Raw genomic sequence first — 14,564 nt, forward strand, 5'->3', positions numbered from 1 at the left:
AACGGACGATGGCGGAAGCGGGTCGGCTGACTGAGCGCATCGCCTTCGATGCCGTGATCCAGACCCAGGGCGAGGGCGGCGGTACGGTCTCGGGTTTCGAGGAGCGGTTTGTCGTGTCGGCGCGGCGCCGCTATTTGCGGGGCGGCGAGGGCGTCCAGGCGGCGCGCCTCGAGGGGCGGCGGCCGTTGGTCCTGACCATTCGGCGATCGTCGCAGAGCGAGATGATCACGGCGGAATGGCGTGCGCGCGACACGCGGTCTTCAGAGGTCTACGATATCAAGAGCGTCGAACCGAGCGAGGATCGGCGGGATTTAGACGTGCTCTGCGAGGTGGAAGCGTGATGGCCAAGTTGCCGGGTCGCTCGCGGGGTCTCAGGGTGCTGAAGAACCTGCCGAAAGCCGCTCGAAAGGCCGTGCGAGAGTCCATCGACGTCGAGGCGACGAACATTGGGCGCCGCCAGAAGCGGCTCGCACCGAAACGCTCCGGCACCTTGGCCTCGACGATCGAGAGGTCCGAGGTCAGGGAGACCCGCCGCGATGTGAGTGTGACGCTCATGGCCGGTGGCGATCGGACCACGAAACCGGTCCGAAACGGCGCGGATACCGAATACGACTATGCGCTCGGCGTCGAGTTCGGAAACGAGGACATGCCGGCTCAGCCATTCTTCTATCCACCGATCCGCGGCGCCAACAAGCGCATCCGGCGGCGGGCGAGGAGGCTCCTGAAGCAGGCGGCGAAAGAGGCAGTCCAGCGATCATGACAGCTTTCGCATGGGAGCTTCAGAAGGCGCTCTATGCCGCGATCACGGCGGCCGAGATCGGGGCGCCCTTGTTCGACGAGCCACGGCCGACTGCGGCGAAACCCTATCTTTCGTTCGGGCCGTATGACGGTCAGTCGGACGACGCCGACTGCGTCGACGGGATCGATGCGACGCAGCAGATCGATATCTGGTCGAGCGCAGAGGATGGTTTCCGGGAAGCCAAGGTTCTTGCTGGAAAGCTTCGCTCTGCGGTCCATGGCCAAGAGTTCGCGCTCTCGGGCGCTCGCGTCGTGGATCTGACGATCGAGAGCGAACGGTTCATCATGGATGCTGACGGCAAGACGAAGCACGGCGTCCTGTTCGTCCGCGCGCTGATGGACCAAGCCTAGCCGGTCGGTCTTCCGACCTTTCTTCAACAGCAGATCAGCATCCCGGCCGCCCTGAGCGGCCTTTTTCATGGAGGCCATCATGGCAACTGCGACAACGGTCAAATTCGGCGATTTCGTCGTGCAGCTCGGCGACGGAGCCGATCCCGAGGTCTTCACCGCACCGTGCGGGTTCACCTCGAAAAGCTGGAACCGCACGAAGAACCTCAATGAGACCGAAGTGCCCGACTGCGACGATCCCGATCTTCCGTCGCATGTCGAGCGCGACATCGTCGCCCTGACCGCCTCGATTTCCGGTTCCGGGGTCATGGCCCAGGAGAGCCTCCCGGCGTGGCGTGCGTTCTACGCGTCGAACAATTCGAAGAACGTCAAGATCACGTTCCCCGAAAGCGGAAGCACGGTCACCGTCACGCAGAAATATCATCTGGCGTCCTTCGAGGTCACGGCCGAAAAGGGCAGTCGGGTCGCTGTGAACGTCCAGATGGAAAGCGACGGCGCCTACACCGAGGCGGTCGCCTGATGAGCCGCACGTCCCGTGCCGAGCTGGCATGCTGGGATAGCGAGTACGTCTTCCAGCTTCGGCTCGGCGAACTCAGGCTGTTGCAGGAGAAATGCGATGCCGGACCGCAGCATCTCTACCAACGGCTTGGCGACGGGACCTGGCGGGTTGACGATGTGCGGGAGACGCTGCGTCTTGGCCTGATCGGGGCCGGGATGGAACAGCAGAAGGCGCTGGACGCGATCACCCGCCACGTCGACACGGTCCCCTGGCTCGAGAACGTGCCCACGGCCCGCGCCGTGCTCGCGGCCGTGCTCGTCGGGGTCGAGGACGAAAAGCTGGGAAAATAGGGGCCGGCGGAGACGACGGGCCGCCCCCGCTTCCCAGGGGCAAGCTCCGCTTCGCCGGCTTCTACGGCGCCGGGATCGTGATGGGATTGGCGCCTGAGCAGGTCGACCGGTTGTCTCTCTGGCAGTTCCAGGCCTGCCATGACGGGTTCCGGCGCGCTCACATGAGCGAGAAAGAGCGCTCTCAGGAAATGTCGGAAGACGAGTTCGACGCGATCGGTGCGATGCTTGATCGGGTATCGACCGTTCAGTCGGCGTAACAGCTCTTTTGCCGGTCTCGGGCTGGCTGCGATTTTCTGCAACTGCGAAAGAGACGCTCAATGGCAATCACCGCCGAACAGCTGGTCTATGAACTCGCGGCCAAAGTCGGCCCGTTCGAGAAGGAGATGCAGGGCGCTGCGGTGGTCTTCAACCAATCGACCAAGGCGATCGAGAACCGTTTCAAGAAGATGGATCAGGAGATCGAGCGGGCCTCGAAACGGTCAGCGCTGTCGATCAAGAGCCTCCTTGCCGCTGCGACGGGACTGATCGGAGCGCGTGAGGCAATCCAGTATGCCGATGCCTGGAAGAAGGCGGGCAACGCTCTGGTTTCGGCGAATGTCCCTGCCGAGCGTCAGGCGGCGACGCTGGAGCGGCTCTATCGGCAGTCGCAGGACTATTCGGTGGCGCTGGGGGCGCAGACGCAGCTCTACGGCGCGACGAGCCGCGCGGCGAAGCAGCTCACGGATGATCAGGAAGATCTCTTCCGGTTCACAGAGGCGGTTGCCGCCTCGCTGAAGGTCGACGGGAAGAGTGCCGGCGAGGCATCCGGCGCGCTGACGCAACTCGGGCAGTTGCTTCGCGGGACGAATGTCCAGGCCGAGGAGTTCAATTCGCTGATCGACGGTGCACCGGCTCTTCTGGAGGCGGCCGCCAACGGCATCAAGCGCTTCAACGGCGATGTCGGCGCGCTGATCAAGGCCGCCAAGAGTGGCGGGCTGACCTCCAAGGAGTTCTTCGCGGGCGTCATCGCCGGCGCGGACGAACTTAAGAAGCGGGTCGATGCCTCGGCTGACACCTTCGAGGGCGCCTTCACAAAGATCGAGAATGCCCTGACGCGCTATATCGGACAGACTGACGACAGCCTGTCGGCATCGCAGCGGTTGATTGCTGGTCTGAACGCCTTCGCCGACGATTTCGACAGCATCGCGGATACTGTGCTCAAGGTCGCCGCGGTGATCTCGGGTGCTCTCGTCGGTCGCGCGATCGGCGGCATGATCACGACGATCCCCATCGCCATCGCGACGGTGCAATTGCTACGTCTCGGCCTGTCGGGGGCTGGTGCGGCTTCGCAATTCTTCACTTCGGCGGCGACGGGATCGGGAGCCGCGGCCAATTTCATGGCCGGTGCCTTCGGAAACACGGCGCGCGGCGCAGCAGCGGCGGCACGCGGCATCGGGCTCGCTTCCGCGGCGACGCGGGTGTTCCGGTTCCAGATTGCCGGTCTTCTGCTCGGGCCGATCGGTGGGATCGTCGCGGCGCTCGCGGTGACCTTCATCGATTTCTCGGGCGGCATCGAGGAAGCGTCCGACAGCCTCGTCGACATCAATGGCCTGCTCGACAAGACACGCCGTGCGGCCGAAGGCGCCGATGGCGGCATCACCGATCTGAACGACGCGCTCGACAAGCTCACGGATGGGCAGCGCGCGCGGGCTCTGCGCGAATTGAACGCCCAGATCGAGGCGATCCGTGGTGGGCCCAGCCTGCTTTCAAGTCTCGGCAATCAGCTGTTCCTGGGCGACACACGTGCCGATCTCGCGGGGCTTATCGAGGATGTCCAGCGCTATGATCTGCGGATCGGAAGCCTGTTCGACAGCGTGGCCGACGCCGCCGCGATCGAGGAGATCACCAAGATCGCGATCGGCCTTCAGGACGGCACGACCGAAGCGGAGGAAGCCCGCAAGAAGCTCGACGAGATCGCTGCGACGGAAATCACCGCGCCGGTCGACGCCTTTATCAAGCGACTGGAGGTCATGGCCGACAAGCTGATCGACATCGCCAACCTCACCGACAGGATCAACCGCTCGGTTCCTGCCGGCGGCGAAGTCGCGACGCCGTTCGAACAGAACCAGCTTGCGCGCCAGAACCGGGCGGACTTCTACCGCCAGCGCGACATCGAGCTTTCCAAGGACGATTTTGCCCGAGACGTTGACAAGCGGACCGAGGAGATCGTCAAGGCCGCAAAGGAGATGGGGGAGGCCATCAGCGAGGGTGCCGCGCGCATCCGGGCGGAAGAGGAGATTGCCCGGGAGCGCCGACAGGCGTTGATCAGCGGCAATTCGAAGGCGGCCACAGATCGCTTCGTGGATCGGGTGATCGGGGCAGAATCGAGCGGTAACCGCTTTGCAAAGAATCCGAATTCGTCGGCGACGGGGCTCGGGCAATTCATCGAAAGCACATGGATCAGCCTGTTCCAGAAGTATTTCCCGGATCGGGCAGAAGGGCTATCGCGAGCGGCCATCCTTGCGCTGCGCACTGACGCCGATATCTCCAAGACCCTGATCCGGGCCTATGCAAATGAAAACGCCAAGGTGCTTCAGGCGGCGGGCGTGGCGGTTACTGAGGCGTCGCTGCAATTGTCGCATTTCCTGGGGGTGGGCGATGCCGCGAAGGTCTTTGGCGCCGCGCCGGGCACACCGCTCTCCGGGTTGATCAATCCTGCCTCGATCGCGGCAAACCCGACAATCCTCGGAGGCGGTCGAACGGTCGACGATGCGATCGCCTATGCTAATCGGCGGGCCGGGCAGACCCGGATCGCTGCCGGTGATCTGACGCCGCAGGAAGCGGCGCTGAAGGAAGCCGCCGACAGGCGCGCCGAGCTGAAGCAGACGATCGACGCTCTTCTCGGTTCGGTCGACCAGGAGACCAAGAGCCTTGTCCTCGAAACCTCGCTGATGAACGCGTCGACCACGGAGCGCGAGCGGGCAATCAAGCAGGCCGAGATCCTCAATGCACTTAAGCAGGAGGGGATCACGATCGACGAAAACGGCAATGGCGTGAATGCCGAAGGTGTCGTCGTCATCGAGAATTTGCGGGCGGCCGTCGAGCGTCTCTCGGCCGCCTATGGCGTTCAGGCTGGCCTGCAGGAACAGCAGCAGGAAGCGCAGCAGCGCTTGATCGACGCGATGGACGACTTCCGCGACGCATCGCGTGATGTCTTGGGCGGCTTCATTTCCGATCTCGCCGCCGGCAAAAGCGCTTCCGAAGCGCTTGCCAGCGCGCTCCAGAAGATCGCCGACAAGATCATCGACACCGGGCTCGACAGCCTTCTGGACAGCATATTCGGAAAGCAGGGATCGTCAGGCGGCGGGCTTCTGGACGGCTTTTTCAGCCTGTTCGGATTTGCCGAGGGTGGCATCGCCAGAAACGGGCGCCCGGTTCCTCTGCCTCACTTTGCCGGGGGCGGCGTCTCCCGTTCGGCCGCGATCTTCGGCGAAGCGGGGCCGGAGGCGGCCGTTCCCCTTCCGGACGGGCGGCGCATCCCGGTTGATTTGCGGGCTCCCGCATTGCCATTGAGCGCGCCCGATCTTCGCGCCCCGGAAAATGCTCGGCCGCAGTCGGCGCATGTCACGGTGGGCGTGTCCGTCGACGAGGACGGACAGTTGCAGGCCTATGTCAAGGATATCGCGCGTGGCGAGGCGACAACCGCCTCGGCAACCGCGGTGACGCAGTTTTCGCGTCATGCCCTGCCTGAGCGGGTGCAGGAGATACGGGATGATCCGAGGATGCGCGGCTGATGCTGGCCTTCCCGCTTTCGCCTGCGGCTTTCGCCGAGCTTCTCCCAGTGGTCGATGTGCGCTTCCGGCTGGCCAGCAATCAGGAGCTGTCCGGTCTCGGGTCGGGGCAGATACTGGCTGCCGAACTTGCTCCCTCCCTGTGGGAGGCGGATGTCACGCTCGCCCCGCTCAAGCACGGCGAGAGCAGCGAAATCCAGGCGAAGCTCGAAGCGCTCGATGGGGCAATCCGATCGTTCTATCTGGGCGATTCCTTCCGGCAATATCCGAGAGCCGATCCTGGCGGGTCGCTTCTTGGAAGCTCGACCCCGGTCATCGCCTCTATCCATGCGAGTACGCGAGGGCTCGCGCTTTCCGGGCTCCCGGCGGGGTACGTGGTGAGTGCGGGTGATCTCTTTTCCTTCGATTATGGCACCCCGGCGCGCCGGGCCTTGCATCGGATCTGCGAGACCGTGGCAGCCGATGCCTCCGGGGTAACGGCTGAATTCGAGGTGAGGCCGCATATTCGGGCCGGTGCGAGTGCCGGTCTTGTCGTGACGCTGATCAGGCCGACAGGGCTATTCGGTCTCAGGCCGGGATCAGTCAATCCCTCCATGTCCAGTCGCGTCCGGCGTCAGCTTGGCTTTTCCGTGATCCAGAGGCTCTGATGCGCAACATCGACAGCATTCGGACGGCCGGTGCCTTCCAGAGAGCATGAGGCATGACCCGTAAGGCGAACTCTGACCAATCGGCACTTTGTTCGACGCTCGTCACCATTGTTGACGCAGGGCCTGCGGATGGCCCGAGCCTCAAGTGTGATCCGTCTCAGCCAGCCATTTCGCCAATGACCGGTCGAGTTCTCGAGCAAGGTCACGCGTTAACTGAAATGAATAAGGCGCACCGGTTTCCGACCAAATAATCATCCCGCCAATATTCGGATCGTCCGTTATCGTGAGCTGGTAGCTGAAGGTGGGAATAGCTTTCATGGCGATCTTCGACCCAAGATCATAGTACCGGGTAGTTGACCCTGATTGGACTCTGTCAGCCCTTGCCTGAAGTGCCAAGAGCTCGTGAGCCAGAACTGTCAGGCTCTCTGTTGTGAAAAAGATGGTGCGCTCGAAACCGAGATTGTCATGGAGATTGACTGCGACTGTCGACCCATCTCCTACGACCTCTCCTTTGATAAATTTCCTGAAGACCTCAGTCATTCAATCCTCCACTGATTGAGCATCAGGAGGAAAGCACGCGGGCGGTGGGGTGTCGATCCTTGCCGCCCGCTCGACATCTCACGGCTCTTTTTCTGGGGTCATCATCATGCGCAACATCGACAGTGCTACCGCAACGGCGCTCTCACGGGCACCGGACAAGGGTCTTGTTGCCCGCAATCTCGTGTGGTTCCGGGCACGCACGCTGGCCGACCCTGCAATTCGGGTGGAGTTCGCGTTCTGGAACGATCTCGATGAAGCGGAGATCGCCGTCGAGGATCCGACAACGGGGAGCACCGTCACGCGGACCTATGTCGGCAATGGCTCGCTGCTCGACATGGCGGAAATCCCGCTGACGTCGGACCTGACAATCCGGACCGTACGCGTGCCGCTGTCGCAGATCCATGCCGGTGTTCAGGCGATGGTGCGTGGCGCCGATATCCGGCTGGCGGATGTCCAGATCCATCGCGCCATCCTCGATCCGGACACCCGGCAGTTCGTCAGCGCCAAGTGCCATTTCCTGGGACAGGTCGACCGCGCGCCGCTTGGCACGCCGTCCGTCGGCGAGGAGGGCAGCGTCGAGATCGAATGCGTCTCCTCCACGCGAGAACTGACGCGGACAAACCCTGCCAAGAAGAGCGACGAGTTTCTGAAGGCACGTTCTGGCGACCGGTTCTATCGCTACACCGGAACGGCGAACGTGCCGATCTTCTGGGGTCAGGAAAAGGAGCGTGTCGGCCGATCCGGTCAGACCTCAAGCTCCCTCGGCGCGTTCGGGAGGTAGTCATGGCGCGTCTCCCCGACTGGCCGGCTCGGCTCCACGCCTTCATCGACACTGTGAAGCGTCGCGAGCACCACTACGGTGAATTCGACTGTGCGCTTGGTTTTGCATCGGGTCTCGTCGATGCGCTTACCGGCGAGGATCCCGCCGCTCCTTATCGTGGGCGATACACCACTGCTGTCGGAGCCGTGCGCGTCATGCGCAATGAGGGGTATCAGACGCTTGCCGATCTCGCTGGATCGCATCTTCGCGAGATTCACGTCAGTGAGGCCATGCTCGGCGATCTCGCCGCGGTTCCCGATGAAAGCCCGTTCGGCTTCGCACTCGGCATCGTCAATGGCGAGCGTCTGATGGTTCTGCGCGAGGATGGCCTCGGCTCCCGCGACCTGTTCAGCGCCACACGCGCGTTTCGCGTCGGATAGTCATGCAGATCCTTCTCGTCACTCTTCTCGCCGTCTGGCTATGCTTGGCGGGGCTCGGTGCTGCCCACGCTGATCCGATCAGCGCGATCGCGGCCATCGGCTCGTTTCTCGCGAGCGGCACGTTCCTCGCCAATCTGGCGATCGCTGCCATCGGCACCGCGCTCAAGTTTGCAGTGTCCCTGCTGACCAAGCAGGAAAAGGCATCCGTCTCCGGTACGAAGACCGAGATCACGGTCGGTGGCGACACGCCGGCGTCCTTCATCATGGGGCGCTACGCGACACCGGGGCATCTCGTCTACGCCAACACCCGCGGCCGCAACAACGGCGCCGAGAACGCCTTTCTCGTCCAGGTGATCTCGCTCGGCGACCTTCCGGGCCAGAACATGACCGGGCTCTGGATCGACGACGAAAAGATCGACATCTCGGACTTCGATCCCGATGCGAGCTATTCCAGCGACGGATGGCCCGTGCCGGGCTTCGAAAGCGACGACAGCGGACAGACGCTCTGGATCCGCTATCACGACGGCACACAGACCGAATCCGACGCTCTCCTTGTCACGCAATTCGAGGACGATCCCGACTATCCCTGGGATGCCTCGATGGTCGGGCGCGGCGTTCCCTACATCGTGGTCACGGCCGTCTACGAGCCTTCGCTGTTTTCCGGCATCCCGAAGATCACCGTCGAGACGGATGGCATCCCCCTTTACGATCCGCGCCGCGATTCCTCCGTCGGCGGCGCCGGGTCGCAGCGCTGGTCCGATCCATCGACATGGGAGCCGTCGAACAATCCGATCGTTCAGGCCTACAACATCAAGCGCGGGATCCGCTACGAAGGCGAGTGGATCTGGGGTGGGCAGTCGACCAGCGCCTGGCAGTTGCCGCTCGCCAACTGGTTCGCGGCGATGAACGCCTGCGATGCGCCGATCACGCTTTCGGAAGGTGGGACGGAAAGGCAGTTCCGGTCGGGGGTCGAGGTCACCCTGGATGTCGAGCCGGCAGACGTGCTCGATGAACTCCTGAAGGGCTGCAACGGCCGGATTGCCGAGATCGGCGGCATCTACAAGGTCAGCGTCGGCGCGCCCGCAGCCCCGGTCTACTCGTTCACCGACGGGTCGATCATCATTACCCGGCCGCAGCAGATGGATCCGTTCCCGGGTCTGCAGCAGACGACCAATGGCGCACGGGCGTCCTATCCCGAGCCGGAAGAAAAATGGGCATCGAAGGATGCGCCGCCCTACTACCGGAGCGATTTCGAGGCGCTGGATGACGGGCGGCGTCTTCTGGCGGACCTGCAGTTTCCGACGGTTCCCTATGCCACTCAGATCCAGCGGCTGATCAAAGCCGCGGTCGAGGATTCGCGGCGCTTCCGGACGCACCGGATCACGCTCCTGCCGGAGACGTGGGCATTCGAGCCGATGGATGTGTTCGCGTGGTCGTCGGACCGCAATGGATACGTCGAGAAGCGGTTTCTCGTCACGGCCGTCTACGGCGGCAGCAATCTCCTGCAGACGTTCGAACTGAAGGAGATCGATCCGTCCGACTATAGCTGGACGCCCGCGATCGACCAGAAGGCCTATTCCACCGGCAGGCCTGGCGCGATCCGGCCGACCCCGCAGTCTTTTGCTGGCTGGCAGGTCGCGGCGGCCGACATCTTCGATCCGGCGACCGGTCGTAGACGGCCGTCGATCGAGGTCTCCTATGCCGGAGGCCTGTTGGACATCACCGATATCCGGGTGCAGGTCCGGCTTGCGGCGACCGGCGACGTGATCTTCGACGCCACCAAGGCCTATGACGCGCCGCTTGAGCAGTCCTATTCGGTGGTGCTGAACGGCACGTTCCTGCCGGAGACCGCCTATGAGGCGCGGGGTATATATCGCTCGGTGTCCGGGCGGCCCTTCGTGTGGTCTGACTGGCTGCCGGTCACCACCGGTGCGGAGGATCTCCGGCTCGGCCTCGAACAGCTTGCCCAGGCAGCGCGCGATCTGATCGACGGTCTCAGGACCGACATCGATCAGGCCGTTGCGGATGCCGACCAGCTCGCCGCCGATCTGCAGGCGCAGGCTCAGGCGCTGGCCGCAGAGGCGCAGGCGCGGGCTGACGCAGTGGCTGACCTGGCATCCGAAGACGAAGCCCTTGCTGGTCTGATCGCGGACGAGGAGGCGGCGCGGGTTGCGGCAATCGCGGATCAGGTGGACGCTCTCGACGCCGAGAGGCTGGCGCGCCAGCAGGCGGTCGCCGCTCAAGCCGCCGCTCTGCAGACCGAAGCCGAGCAGCGCCTTGCGGACATCAGGGTGCAGGCGAGTGATCTTCGAGCGCTCTCGTCGAGCCTCCTGGATATCGACGCGGTCGTCGCCGAGACCGCGACGCTCGGCCTCGACGACGTTCAGGAATTGCGGACCCGGCTCGACCTGACGCGCGACGCCATCACGGCTGCCTACACGCAGGCGATCACGCTTGCGACCGGGCCGGGCTCCGCTCTGGTCCAGCGCCTGGAAGTCCTGGAAGTCGAGATCGACGACGAGGCCTCAGCGCGTAGCGCCGAGGTGGAGCGGCTTGACCAAGCGATCGTGACGGGTGACGCGGCCGAGGCCTCTGCGCGCGAGGTGCTGTCCGTCCAGGTTCGCGGCGACTACGAGGGATCGGAGATCAGCCTCGCCGGCGGCATGATCGGCAGCCTGCGCAGCACCTTCACCTCCCAGTATCAGGCGATCACACAGAGCCTTGTCTCGATCCAAGCTGGCGTCGACGAGCAGTTCGACTTCTACACAATCTGGCTGTTCGACGAGGACATTGAGGGCTGGAACGGCAATGGTCTGCCGACCTGGGTGTCGGGTGGGTGGATGCGGCCCGCGCAGCATCTCACCGATCCCTTCATCCTGTCGCCGGACGGCATCGGTGTTCCGGCGGACCAGTACGGCCAGGTGCGCATGCGCATCCGGCGGGTCGGCACGCCGGCATGGGAAGGCACTCTCTGGTGGAACAAGATCCCGGGCGATGCTTTCCAGGCTGTGCGCAGTCTGACCATCAGCGAGCCGGCCTTCAGCGACGACGACACCGCGGTGATCGTCTTCAGTCCGGAGGTCACCGGCTCAATCGAGAGACTGCGGATCGACCTGTCGACGGAGCAGTCCGCGGCAAACTACTTCGAGATCGACTGGATCGCGATCGGAAGACCCTCGCCCGGCGCATCGATCGCGTCCCAGGAGGAACTTCGTCAGACCCTCACCAACGCCATCGAGGCGGAGGCATCCTCCCGCCAGGCGCTGGCCACCCAGCTGACCGGTCACGCCGATCCGACCGGCGCGACCCTCGGCGATCTCTCCTCTGGCCTGATCTACGAGGAACGCGTTGCGCGGAGCACTGCCGTCGCGTCGCTGACCGAGAGCATCACCGGGCTGGAATCGGCGATCAGCGATGCCGAGACGGGGCTCGCATCGACGGCGTCGGCCGTGGACAGCCTGACAACCCGAGTTGGCACGGCCGAGGCGACCCTTGCGGATCAGGGCGAGGCCATCGTTTCCAACTCGCAGGCGCTGACCGCCCTTGAGGGCGAGCTGGACGGCAAGGCTGACGCGTCGGCGGTCGATGCTCTGGAGCAGGAGATTGCCGTCCTCGGCGGAGAGGGCCTGCAAAGCCAGGCGAGCGCCATCCGCCGGGTCGAGGTGGCACTCCTCGATCTGGCCATGGAGACGGCGGAGCAGGGTGCGGCGGATGCGGGGCGGGATCAGGCTGTGCACTCGGCCGTCGCCGGCGCTCAGCAACAGATCGACGCCAATGCGAGGCGGCTTGAAGGCCGGATCGACGTCAATGCGGCGGCGATCACAACGCTGAATGCCGCGCTTCCCGAAAAGGCGAGCGTCAATGCGTTTAACTCGCTCTCAGCAGAGGTCAGCGAGCAGGGCGATGCCATCGATGCCAATGCCCAGGCCCTGACGTCTCTTGATCTCGTCGTCGCCGGCAAGGCGTCTGCCACGCTGGTCGACACGCTGTCAGGGACAGTGACGCAACAGGGCCAAGACATCGCAGCGATCAATGAGGCGATCACGTCTCTTGAAGGCGAGATCGATGGGAAGGCTGAGACATCAGCGCTAAGCAGCCTCGCCACGACCGTTTCCGAACAGGGCGACGCGATCGACGCGAATGCTGCTGCCGTGACCGGCCTGCAGAGCGAGATCGCCGACAAGGCGGAAGCCGCCGCCTTGAACAACCTGGCGACGACGGTGTCGGAACAGGGCGACGCCATCGACGCCAACTCCCAGGCGGTGACTTCGCTCTCGGCTGCGATCGCCGGCAAGGCTGATCTTTCCGCTTTCAACTTGCTCTCGACGACGGTCACCCAGCAGGGGCAGGCCATCCAGGCGAACTCGCAGGCGCTGACGGTCCTGACGGGTGTGGTGGAGGACAAGGCCGATGCCTCCGCAGTAGACGCGCTGGAGCAGGAGATCGCGGTCCTCGGCGGGGAGGGGTTACAGAGCCAGGCCCGCGCCATTCGTCGGGTCGAGGCGTCGCTGCTTGCCCAGGATCTGGAAACGGCAGAGCAGGGCGCACTCGACCTGGAGGGCGACGACGCCAACCGGGCCGCCCTGGCTCAGGCCTATCAGCAACTCGAGGCCTATACCCGGTCGGTTGATGGCAGGGTCGATGCGCAGGCACAGCAGGTCTCCGGCATCCAGGCGTCGCTCGCCGACAAGGCCGACGCCTATGCGCTGACCACCCTTGAGGTCATCGTCAGCGAGCAAGGCGATGCGATCGATGCAAACGCCGCGGCCGTCACTTCGCTTTCCGGGGCCGTTTCCAACAAGGCCGACCTCTCGGCGTTGCAGTCCCTCTCGACGACGGTCACGCAACAGGGGCAGAACATCGCGGCCAACACCCAGGCCATAACCTCGCTTGGCGTCGAGCTTGATGACAAGGCAAGCGCGGACGCGCTCAGCACCCTCGGTGCGGTGGTCATCCAGCAGGGTGACGAGATAGACGCCAATTCGCAGGCAATAACATCGCTGGGCGCCGCCCTGGACGACAAGGCGGAAGCAAACGCGCTGAACTCCCTGCAGGCCACAGTCACGCAGCAGGGTCAGGACATCGACGCCAATTCGCAGGCTATCACCGCACTGTCGAGCGAGATTGCTGACAAGGCCGAAGCCTCGGCCGTCAACACACTCTCGACAGCGGTTAGTGAACTGGACGGCGCCGTCACCGCGCAGGGCGAGCAACTCACAGCCATCGAGGCCAGCGCTGACGAGTACAGCGCCGGCGGGCGTTTTCGTACGGTGGTCACGGCGCAGCCTTCGGGCAGTGAAGCGACCATGGCCATGCAGGTGCGCGCCGGAGACGCCGACTCGTACCGGGACGCCGGCATCTTCCTGCGGGCGGGGAGCGGCGGCGCGAGTGAAGTCATCGTGTTTGCTGACCAGTTCACGGTCACGGACTCTCAGTCAGAGTATCTGCCGTTCAGCGTTGCGGGGGGAGTTCTGCAGGTCAATGCCGCGATCGTGGGCTCCCTGATCGTCGAGGGAACGATCACAGCGCAGCAGATCATCGCGAACGGCATCTCTGCGAGCTACGTCGACACGGGCGAGGATATCTTCGCCGCAAGAAATACCGGCGCGGTCGATCTCAACAGAACAACTCTGCTGACGAGAACACTGGCAGTCGAGGACACCGAAACCGTGAACCTCGTGGCCAGCTACAACTCGAACACCGGCGCCACGCCCAATCTTGACGTTGGCTGGGCCGGCTTCATCGAGCTCTGGAAAGACAGCGTCATGCTGAGCCGGAGCCGCGTCATCGGACCGATCGTTGACCGGAAATTCGTCTCATCGGGCATCGTCTCGGCGGTCTACACCCACTCGGGGGCGACCGCGACAGCCGAGTTCAAGCTCATCATGGCCCTCGGCACCGGAGGAACGGTCGCCGACGAAGACTACAACAACAACAAGCTCGAATCGCAGAACGTGAGCTACTGCAATCTCCAGACAACAAAGCTGAAGCGGTGACCATGCTTCACTTCGTTCTACACGACGCCGAGGGGCGTATCCGGCAGCAGGGCAACGCCTACGACGCGGACGAGGCCGAGATGCAGGCGCGGGACGGCCTCCGCGTGCTGATCCTGGACGCTCCCCTGGAGAGCTTTGGCGATCACTACGTCACCGACGGAGCGCTACGGCTTCGTCCGCCGATGCCCGCGACCATCGACAGGACGGCGATCGCCGCAGACGGCAATGAGGTTGCCCAGATCTCCGGCCTGCCGCTCGGCGCGGTCGTCACGGTCTCCGGTCCGGGAGGAGAACAGCAGATCACTGTCGACGACGGCGAGCTATCCCTCTCGGCCGACGTCGCAGCGACCTATCGCTTGGCGGTCGAGTGTTGGCCGTTCCGTCCGTGCCACTTTGAGGTTTCGACATCATGAGAG

The 14,564-nt window shown here is 64.1% G+C and carries 13 protein-coding genes; 12 read left to right on the forward strand and 1 reads right to left on the reverse strand.

What is annotated here, in order from left to right; translation table 11 throughout:
- Nucleotides 1–8 precede the first annotated feature (8 nt).
- The 8 genes from MF134_RS07785 to MF134_RS07820 all read left to right on the forward strand — a co-directional run bounded on the left by MF134_RS07785 (nucleotide 9) and on the right by MF134_RS07820 (nucleotide 6,412).
- Complete coding sequence (locus MF134_RS07785; RefSeq protein WP_255338857.1) at nucleotides 9–341, forward strand: head-tail adaptor protein; 333 nt, start codon at nucleotides 9–11, stop codon at nucleotides 339–341.
- Complete coding sequence (locus MF134_RS07790; RefSeq protein WP_255338858.1) at nucleotides 341–760, forward strand: HK97-gp10 family putative phage morphogenesis protein; 420 nt, start codon at nucleotides 341–343, stop codon at nucleotides 758–760. Before MF134_RS07785 ends, MF134_RS07790 begins: the two co-directional genes overlap by 1 nt.
- On the forward strand, nucleotides 757–1,149 hold the full coding sequence (locus MF134_RS07795) for a DUF3168 domain-containing protein (RefSeq protein ID WP_255338859.1): 393 nt from the start codon (nucleotides 757–759) through the stop codon (nucleotides 1,147–1,149). The genes MF134_RS07790 and MF134_RS07795 overlap by 4 nt, the downstream gene beginning before the upstream one ends.
- A 79-nt stretch (nucleotides 1,150–1,228) precedes the next feature.
- Nucleotides 1,229–1,666: a phage tail tube protein gene (locus tag MF134_RS07800; protein WP_255338860.1), complete on the forward strand. Its 438-nt coding sequence runs from the start codon at nucleotides 1,229–1,231 to the stop codon at nucleotides 1,664–1,666.
- Entirely contained in the window at nucleotides 1,666–1,995 is a 330-nt protein-coding gene (locus MF134_RS07805) for a gene transfer agent family protein (RefSeq protein WP_255338861.1), read from the forward strand. The genes MF134_RS07800 and MF134_RS07805 overlap by 1 nt, the downstream gene beginning before the upstream one ends.
- A gap of 80 nt (nucleotides 1,996–2,075) precedes the next feature.
- On the forward strand, nucleotides 2,076–2,252 hold the full coding sequence (locus tag MF134_RS07810) for a hypothetical protein (protein WP_255338862.1): 177 nt from the start codon (nucleotides 2,076–2,078) through the stop codon (nucleotides 2,250–2,252).
- Nucleotides 2,253–2,312: 60 nt separating this feature from the next.
- Nucleotides 2,313–5,768, forward strand: a complete 3,456-nt coding sequence (locus MF134_RS07815) for a tape measure protein (protein ID WP_255338863.1) — start codon at nucleotides 2,313–2,315, stop codon at nucleotides 5,766–5,768.
- The gene (locus MF134_RS07820; protein ID WP_255338864.1) at nucleotides 5,768–6,412 is read left to right on the forward strand and encodes a hypothetical protein; all 645 of its coding nucleotides are present in this window, start codon (nucleotides 5,768–5,770) and stop codon (nucleotides 6,410–6,412) included. Before MF134_RS07815 ends, MF134_RS07820 begins: the two co-directional genes overlap by 1 nt.
- Before the next feature lie 141 nt (nucleotides 6,413–6,553).
- Here the strand turns inward: MF134_RS07820 and MF134_RS07825 are convergent, their stop codons facing one another.
- Nucleotides 6,554–6,952 carry a hypothetical protein gene (locus MF134_RS07825; protein ID WP_255338865.1) on the reverse strand — a complete coding sequence of 133 codons (399 nt, stop codon included), beginning with the start codon at nucleotides 6,950–6,952 and terminating at the stop codon, nucleotides 6,554–6,556.
- 106 nt (nucleotides 6,953–7,058) lie between these two features.
- Here MF134_RS07825 and MF134_RS07830 point away from each other — a divergent pair, with 106 nt between their 5' ends.
- From MF134_RS07830 to MF134_RS07845, 4 genes are read left to right on the forward strand one after another with little or no spacing between them, the layout of a single operon-like run.
- A complete protein-coding gene (locus MF134_RS07830; protein ID WP_255338866.1) occupies nucleotides 7,059–7,733 on the forward strand; it encodes a hypothetical protein in 675 nt (224 codons plus the stop codon).
- Between the two features lie 2 nt (nucleotides 7,734–7,735).
- Entirely contained in the window at nucleotides 7,736–8,152 is a 417-nt protein-coding gene (locus MF134_RS07835; protein WP_255338867.1) for a DUF6950 family protein, read from the forward strand.
- 2 nt (nucleotides 8,153–8,154) lie between these two features.
- A complete protein-coding gene (locus MF134_RS07840; protein ID WP_255338868.1) occupies nucleotides 8,155–14,148 on the forward strand; it encodes a hypothetical protein in 5,994 nt (1,997 codons plus the stop codon).
- 2 nt (nucleotides 14,149–14,150) lie between these two features.
- Nucleotides 14,151–14,561: a hypothetical protein gene (locus tag MF134_RS07845; RefSeq protein WP_255338869.1), complete on the forward strand. Its 411-nt coding sequence runs from the start codon at nucleotides 14,151–14,153 to the stop codon at nucleotides 14,559–14,561.
- The last annotated feature ends 3 nt before the right edge of the window (nucleotides 14,562–14,564 follow it).

The sequence above is a fragment of the Jiella marina genome, assembly GCF_024359545.1.
GTDB lineage: Bacteria > Pseudomonadota > Alphaproteobacteria > Rhizobiales > Rhizobiaceae > Jiella.

Excerpts from the sequence above, each read along its gene's own strand:
- MF134_RS07785 (WP_255338857.1), top strand. The coding sequence starts at position 9 with ATGGCGGAAGCGGGTCGGCTGACTGAGCGCATCGCCTTCGATGCCGTG.
- MF134_RS07790 (WP_255338858.1), top strand. The coding sequence starts at position 341 with ATGGCCAAGTTGCCGGGTCGCTCGCGGGGTCTCAGGGTGCTGAAGAAC.
- MF134_RS07795 (WP_255338859.1), top strand. The coding sequence starts at position 757 with ATGACAGCTTTCGCATGGGAGCTTCAGAAGGCGCTCTATGCCGCGATC.
- MF134_RS07800 (WP_255338860.1), top strand. The coding sequence starts at position 1,229 with ATGGCAACTGCGACAACGGTCAAATTCGGCGATTTCGTCGTGCAGCTC.
- MF134_RS07805 (WP_255338861.1), top strand. The coding sequence starts at position 1,666 with ATGAGCCGCACGTCCCGTGCCGAGCTGGCATGCTGGGATAGCGAGTAC.
- MF134_RS07810 (WP_255338862.1), top strand. The coding sequence starts at position 2,076 with ATGGGATTGGCGCCTGAGCAGGTCGACCGGTTGTCTCTCTGGCAGTTC.
- MF134_RS07815 (WP_255338863.1), top strand. The coding sequence starts at position 2,313 with ATGGCAATCACCGCCGAACAGCTGGTCTATGAACTCGCGGCCAAAGTC.
- MF134_RS07820 (WP_255338864.1), top strand. The coding sequence starts at position 5,768 with ATGCTGGCCTTCCCGCTTTCGCCTGCGGCTTTCGCCGAGCTTCTCCCA.
- MF134_RS07825 (WP_255338865.1), bottom strand. The coding sequence starts at position 6,952 with ATGACTGAGGTCTTCAGGAAATTTATCAAAGGAGAGGTCGTAGGAGAT.
- MF134_RS07830 (WP_255338866.1), top strand. The coding sequence starts at position 7,059 with ATGCGCAACATCGACAGTGCTACCGCAACGGCGCTCTCACGGGCACCG.
- MF134_RS07835 (WP_255338867.1), top strand. The coding sequence starts at position 7,736 with ATGGCGCGTCTCCCCGACTGGCCGGCTCGGCTCCACGCCTTCATCGAC.
- MF134_RS07840 (WP_255338868.1), top strand. The coding sequence starts at position 8,155 with ATGCAGATCCTTCTCGTCACTCTTCTCGCCGTCTGGCTATGCTTGGCG.
- MF134_RS07845 (WP_255338869.1), top strand. The coding sequence starts at position 14,151 with ATGCTTCACTTCGTTCTACACGACGCCGAGGGGCGTATCCGGCAGCAG.